General features: G+C 72.1%; 6 protein-coding genes. 1 reads left to right on the forward strand and 5 read right to left on the reverse strand.

What is annotated here, in order from left to right; all coding sequences use genetic code 11:
- Positions 1-128: 128 nt before the first annotated feature.
- Together E1200_RS30330 and E1200_RS30335 are read right to left on the reverse strand one after the other, a co-directional pair.
- On the reverse strand, positions 129-2,276 hold the full coding sequence (locus E1200_RS30330) for a glycoside hydrolase family 3 C-terminal domain-containing protein (protein ID WP_243708955.1): 2,148 nt from the start codon (positions 2,274-2,276) through the stop codon (positions 129-131).
- 78 nt (positions 2,277-2,354) lie between these two features.
- Positions 2,355-3,407 carry a polyprenyl synthetase family protein gene (locus E1200_RS30335; protein ID WP_131955567.1) on the reverse strand — a complete coding sequence of 351 codons (1,053 nt, stop codon included), beginning with the start codon at positions 3,405-3,407 and terminating at the stop codon, positions 2,355-2,357.
- Between the two features lie 148 nt (positions 3,408-3,555).
- Between E1200_RS30335 and metF the strand changes: the two genes are divergently transcribed.
- A complete protein-coding gene (gene metF / locus E1200_RS30340; RefSeq protein WP_131955569.1) occupies positions 3,556-4,491 on the forward strand; it encodes a methylenetetrahydrofolate reductase [NAD(P)H] in 936 nt (311 codons plus the stop codon).
- On the opposite strand, the gene E1200_RS30345 is transcribed toward metF, so the two are convergent.
- The 3 genes from E1200_RS30345 to E1200_RS30355 form a co-directional block, all read right to left on the reverse strand.
- Entirely contained in the window at positions 4,428-5,030 is a 603-nt protein-coding gene (locus tag E1200_RS30345) for a GNAT family N-acetyltransferase (protein ID WP_131955571.1), read from the reverse strand. The two genes, metF and E1200_RS30345, sit on opposite strands and share 64 nt — an antisense overlap.
- Before the next feature lie 61 nt (positions 5,031-5,091).
- The gene (locus E1200_RS30350; RefSeq protein WP_131955573.1) at positions 5,092-5,442 is read right to left on the reverse strand and encodes an arsenate reductase family protein; all 351 of its coding nucleotides are present in this window, start codon (positions 5,440-5,442) and stop codon (positions 5,092-5,094) included.
- Between the two features lie 2 nt (positions 5,443-5,444).
- Positions 5,445-5,909, reverse strand: coding sequence for a YbaK/EbsC family protein (locus tag E1200_RS30355; protein ID WP_131955575.1), 465 nt, complete (start codon positions 5,907-5,909; stop codon positions 5,445-5,447).
- Between the last annotated feature and the right edge of the window lie 166 nt (positions 5,910-6,075).

Here is a 6,075-nt window from a genome sequence, read left to right on the forward strand (position 1 = left end):
GGGGATCGTCCTCCCGCGGGAGGTGTCGTGCGGCACTAAGGGACTCCGGCTCGGCGGGGACGGACGAAGATTTCCTCATTTGTACCGCGTAACCGGTGGGTACGGCAGTAGAACGGCGATCTTTCCGCTTACCGGCACGTCCCGAGCGTTGCCGTCTCGGTGATGTCCCGGGAGGACGAGCCGACCATGACCCGGTAGCAGCCGTCCGCGACCTTCCACGCCTTCGCGCCCTCGTTCCAGTAGGAGAACGAACGTGCGGACAGCGGGAACCTCACCCGTGTGCTCTCGCCGGGCGCGAGTGTGACCTTGGTGTAGCCCTTGAGCTGTTTCGGCGGCTGCGGGACGTCCACGCCCGGCGACGGCATGCCGATGTACAACTGCGGCACCGCGACGCCCTTGCGCGACCCCGTGTTCGTCACCGTCACCTCGGCGGAGTCGGTGTCGGCCACCAGGTCGCTGTAGCGGAACGTCGTGTAGGACAGCCCGTGCCCGAACGGGAAGCGCGGCGCGATGCCCTTCGAGTCGTAGTGCCGGTAGCCGACCATGACGCCCTCGGAGAAGGTGATGTTCTGGTCGGTCCCCGGGTACTGCGCCGGGTTGCCCGAGGTCGGGGCATCGTTCTCGTTGACCGGGAAGGTCACCGGTAGCCGTCCGCCTGGGTCCACGTCGCCGTACAGGACGCGGGCCAAGGCGTTCCCGGCCTCCTGCCCCGGATACCAGGCTTCGACGATGCCCTTCACCTGTCCCGCCCAAGGAGTCAGCACCGGGCCGCCCGTGTTGAGCACGACGATGGTGTTCGGGTTGGCGTCGGCCACCGCGGAGATGAGCGCGTCCTGGTCGCCCCGGAGGGGTTCGCCGCACTGCAGCGTGAGGCAGGACTTGTCGAAGAACTCGCCCTGGCTGTCGGTGGCGAACACGATCGCCACGTCCGCCTGCCGGGCCAGATTCGCGGCCTGGGCACGGTCGTCGCCGTTGGTGTGGGACAGCCGCGCGCCGGCCCCCGCGCGGCGCGCGATGCCCTGCTCGGCGCTGACCGTGCCGAACGGGACGACCTGTGCCGAGCCGTGCCCGCTCGGGCTCTCCCGCGCGGCCCGCCCGATCAGCGCGATCGACCCGGGCGCCTCCAGCGGCAGGACGCCGTCGTTCTTCAGCAGCGTGATCCCGGACTCCTCGATCTTCCTGGCGGCCGTCTCGCTCGCCGTGCGGTCGATGGCGGTGAGGTCGTTGGGGTACGCCTGCCGATCGAACACGCCGAACCGGAACATCGTCCGCAGGATGTCGCGGACGTGCCCGTCGACGGTCGCCTGCGTGACCTTCCCCTGCGAGACGGCGGCCTTCAACATGAACGCGTTGTACCTGAGGCCGATCGGCAGTTCCATGCTGAGCCCGCCGTTGGCCGCGTCACCGGCGTCCTTCGGGGCGAAGTGGTCGGAGGCCACGTACCCCTGGAAGTCCCACTCCGACCGCAGGACGTCGTTGAGGACGGTGCCGTCCTCGCAGGCCCACCGGCCGTTCAGCTTGCCGAACCCGCACATGACGGTCGCGGCGCCGCCCTCCTGCACGGCGGCCTCGAACGGCGGCAGGTAGATCTCCCGCAGGGTGCGCGGATCCACGGTCATGTCCAGCGACAGCCGGTCGGTCTCCTGGGTGTAGACGGCCATGTGCTTGACCGCCGCCATGACGCCCTGGGACTGCGCGGCCTTGATCCAGGGCACCCCGAGCGTGGCCGACAGGTGCGGGTCCTCGCCGAAGCCCTCGAACGTCCGGCCGTTGCGGGGGGTGCGCAGGACGTCCACGGTCGGCCCGAAGACGACGTCGTTGCCGCGGTGCCTCGCCTCCCAGGCCACCGTCCGGCCGTACAGCGCCGCGCCGTCCCGGTCGAAGCCCGCCGCGAGCGCGATCGGCGCGGGCAGCGCCGTCGCCTTGCCCTGCCGGACGCCCGCCGGCCCGTCGGCCATGTACACCGGCGGGACGCCGAGCCGCTCGATCCCGTCGGCGGTGTCGGCGTGCGCGGTCTCGAAGTAGCCGCCGAGCGGGCCGCCGAACGGGTCGTCCGCGGCCAGCATCGAGATCTTCTCGTCGGCGGTCAGCCGCGGCAGCAGCAGGTCCGTGCGCCGGTCCGGGGACAGCGACGGGTCGCACCACGGCCGCTCCGCCGGGTCGCCGCACCGTCCCGTCTCCGCCCGCGCCGCGCCCGGAACCGACATCGCCGCGAGCGCCAGGACGGCCGCCAGCGCGCCCGCGGCCGGCGCCCGGCCGCCCACCCGCATCACCATGGCGACATTTGTGCCACCAATCAGTGGGAAAGTTCTAGTGCGGCGGGAAAAGTTGGCCGGATCGTGCCATCTGGGACGTCACGTGCTCCGAGTGGTGGCCGCCACCGCGAGCTCCGACAGCGCCCGGTGCGCCTCCTCGGCGATCGGCGCGGTCGCCAGGGTCCGCTCCGCCTCGGCCAGGTAGCGCTCGATCATCTCCTCGCAGGCGGCGAGGCCGCCGGTCTCCTCGATGATCGTGCGCAGCTCGGCGACGCCCGCGGCGTCGAGCTCCGGGTCGCCGAGCCGGCGCCGCACCGCCGCGGCCTGCGCCGCGGACGCGCGCTCCAGGGAGAGCGCGACGAGGACGGTCCGCTTGCCCTCGCGCAGGTCGTCGCCCGCGGGCTTGCCCGTCTCGGCGGGGTCGCCGAACACGCCGAGGACGTCGTCGCGGAGCTGGAAGGCGATGCCGAGCGGCAGCCCGTAGCCGGTGAGCGCGGCGGTCACGTCCGGGCGGGCGCCGGCGAGCTCGGCGCCGAGGTGCAGCGGCCGCTCGATCGTGTACTTGGCGCTCTTGTACTCCACCACCCGCAGCGCCGTGGCCGCGGTCGCCTCGCCGCGGGTGCCCTCCAGCATGTCGAGGTACTGGCCGCACATGACCTCGGTGCGCATCAGGTCGTAGACGGCCCGGCCGCGCCGCCGGCTCTCGTCGTCCAGCCCGCAGGTCTCGAACATCTCGCCCGACCAGGCCAGGCACAGGTCGCCGAGCAGGATGGCCGAGCCCGAGCCGAACGCCTGCGCGTCCCCCGGCCAGCCGTGCGCGTGGTGCAGCGCCTCGAACCTGCGGTGGACGGACGGCTGGCCGCGCCGGGTGTCGCTGGAGTCCATGACGTCGTCGTGGATCAGCGCGCTCGCCTGGAGCAGCTCCAGGGACGCGGCGGCGGCCACGATTCCGGGGCCGTCCGCACCGCCCGCGGCGCGCCACCCCCAGTAGCAGAACGCGGGACGGAGCCGCTTGCCGCCGCCGAGGAGGGAGTCCAGGGCGGACAGCATGGGGACGAGATCGTCACTGATGGCCAGCAGGGCCGGGCGCTGCCGGTCGACGAAGGCCAGGAGCGCCTCGTCGACCTCCTTGCGGATACGGCTGGTCGACATGTCGAGATCGTATCCACGTGGGAAGATTCAACCGTCCGCCAGGGAAGTGAGAAGACGCTAGTTCGCCAGAAATGGGGATATAACGCCTGGGTAGTGTGCCGAGCATCACCCCTCTCGGCCGTCGCGGGGGCTTCTGTAGGCTTGGGGAATGCGACGCCTGCGACAAGACCGGCCCCCCACCGTCCAAGAGCTGCTGGCCTCGGGAGACAGGTCCTTCTCGTTCGAGTTCTTCCCGCCCAAGACCGACAAGGGCGCGCTGAACCTCTGGCGCACGATCCGCGAACTCGAGTCCCTGCAGCCGACGTTCGTCTCCGTCACCTACGGGGCGGGCGGCGGCACCCGTGACACCACCGTCGACATCGTCGAGCGCATCGCCACCGACACCACCCTCACCCCCGTCGCGCACTTCACCGCCGTCAACCACTCCCAGGCCGAGCTGCGCCACCTCATCGGCCGGTTCGCCGCCGCCGGCGTGCGCAACGTCCTCGCGCTGCGCGGCGACCCGCCCGGCGACCCGATGGGGGAGTGGGTCAAGCACCCCGACGGCGTCGAGTACGCCTCCGACCTCGTCCGGATGATCCGCTCCTACGGCGACTTCTGCGTCGGCGTCGCCGCGTTCCCCTACAAGCACCCGCGCTCGCCCGACATCGAGAGCGACACCCGCTACTTCATCGAGAAGTGCCGTGCCGGAGCCGACTACGCCATCACCCAGATGTTCTTCCGCGCCGAGGACTACTTCCGGCTCCGCGACCGCGTCGAGGCCGCGGGCTGCGACGTGCCGATCCTGCCGGGCATCATGCCGGTCACCCAGCTGAGCACGATCGAGCGGTCCGAGCAGCTCTCCGGAGCGCCGTTCCCGCCCGAGGTCAGGGCCCGGTTCGAGGCCGTCGCCGACGACCCCGAGGCGGTGCGCCGGCTCGGCGTCGAGCACGCCGCAGAGGTGTGCCGCGAACTGCTCGAACAGGACGCCCCCGGCATCCACTTCATCACGTTCAACAAGTCCACGGCGACGCGCGAGGTCTACGGCCTCCTCGACGCCGCCTCGTACGGCGGCAGGGGCAGCGCCCCGCCCATGACCGCGTAGCGGGGGCCGCCCCCGGGGAACTCGAAGTCGGTCAGCAGATCGGTCATGCCGACCGAGCGGTAGAGGGTGCGGGCCGGAGTCTCCGGCCGCCTGTCCAGCGTCGACAGCACGACGCTCCGCTCCGGCCGCCCCTCGCACAGCGCGTTCAGCAGGCTCCGGCCGAGGCCCCGGCCCTGGAACTCCGGGCGGACGTGGAGCTCCGCCACCTCGAACGTGTCGCCCAGCCACGCCTCGGCGTGCTCGGGCCCCTCCCGGTCGCTCAGCGCCTGGAAGACGACGTCGTGCCACCACTGGCCGCGCGTCCCGTGGAATCCGTACGCGAACCCTTGGAGCGGCCCGGGCAGGACGGGCAGCGCCCCGCGCCGCTCGACCACGAACGCCCGGAAACCCGAGTACGACGCGTGCCGTTCCATGATGGTGTGGCGCCCCGGGAGCTGCTCGTTCGGCGGCTCCATCGCGGCCGCGTACACGTCCAGCATCGGGTCGAGCCTGCGTAGGAAGGCGCGTTCGTCGATCTCGCGCAGCTTCGCGTCCCTCACGCGACAGAGACTAGACCCGGCGGACCGCCCGCCGGGCCCGGGAGAACCGATCGCCGCGCGGTCACCGGCCGCCGAGGGCCCTGCGGACCGACTCCTCGTCGCGGGCCACGACCGCGCCCTCGCCGGTCACCACGATCGGCCGCTGGATCAGCACCGGATTCGCCGCCATGATCTCGATCCAGCGGGCGCGGTCCCGCTCCATCTCCTTCAGCCCGAGCTCCTTGGCGACGGGCTCGTTGAGGCGAGCCACGTCCCACGGCTCCGCGCCGATGCGGGTGAGGACCGCGTCCAGCTCCTCCGCCGTGGGCGGCTCGTCCAGGTAGCGGCGCTCGGTGTACGCCACGCCCGCCTCGTCCAGCGCGGACTTCGCGGCCCGGCTCTTCGAGCAGCGCGGGTTGTGCCAGATCTCCATCGTCACTCCACCTCCGCCGGGGTGCCCCCGGTGATCCTCAGCAGTTCCTCGTAGGTCGTGGGGAAGACGGTGTGCGGGTGCCCGCCCGCCGCCCAGACCTGGTCGTACCTGTCGAGCCAGACGTCCACGAGCGTCCGGACCGGCGCCGGGTGGCCCAGCGGCGCGACGCCCCCGATCGGCTGGTCCGTCGCGTCCCGCACGAACTCCGGCGACGCCCGCTTCACCTTCTTCGCGCCCACCAGGGCCGCGACCTTCGCCGTGTCGACCCGGTGCGCGCCGCTCGTCAGCACCAGCAGCGGCGCCCCGTCGGCGTCGAACAGCAGGCTGTTGGCGATCGCCCCCACCTCGCAGCCGAGCCGGTCCGCGGCGGCCTGCGCCGTCGGCACCGAGTCGGGCAGCTCGACGATCGTCCCCGTCGCGCCCCGGTCGAGCAGGGCCTTCGCGACGCGTTCGGCATTCGGATGCATGAGAAGCACTTTAAGCTCAGCGCATGCGAGGGAGACCCTTCGGCACGAGAAAGCTCGCGGTCCTTCTGGGCGCCGCCGTCCTCGTGGCGGGCTGCAGCGGGACGGACGAGGCGGCGCCCCCGCCGCCGGCGAGCTCACCGTCCGCGGAGCCGACGACCCCCACACC

The organism is Actinomadura sp. GC306 (genome assembly GCF_004348665.1).
GTDB lineage: Bacteria > Actinomycetota > Actinomycetes > Streptosporangiales > Streptosporangiaceae > Spirillospora.

Bases quoted from the DNA above. Each gene is read 5' to 3' on its own strand.
- E1200_RS30335 (WP_131955567.1), bottom strand. From the start codon at position 3,407: ATGTCGACCAGCCGTATCCGCAAGGAGGTCGACGAGGCGCTCCTGGCC.
- E1200_RS30330 (WP_243708955.1), bottom strand. From the start codon at position 2,276: ATGGTGATGCGGGTGGGCGGCCGGGCGCCGGCCGCGGGCGCGCTGGCG.
- E1200_RS30350 (WP_131955573.1), bottom strand. From the start codon at position 5,442: ATGGAGATCTGGCACAACCCGCGCTGCTCGAAGAGCCGGGCCGCGAAG.
- E1200_RS30355 (WP_131955575.1), bottom strand. From the start codon at position 5,909: ATGCATCCGAATGCCGAACGCGTCGCGAAGGCCCTGCTCGACCGGGGC.
- metF (WP_131955569.1), top strand. From the start codon at position 3,556: ATGCGACGCCTGCGACAAGACCGGCCCCCCACCGTCCAAGAGCTGCTG.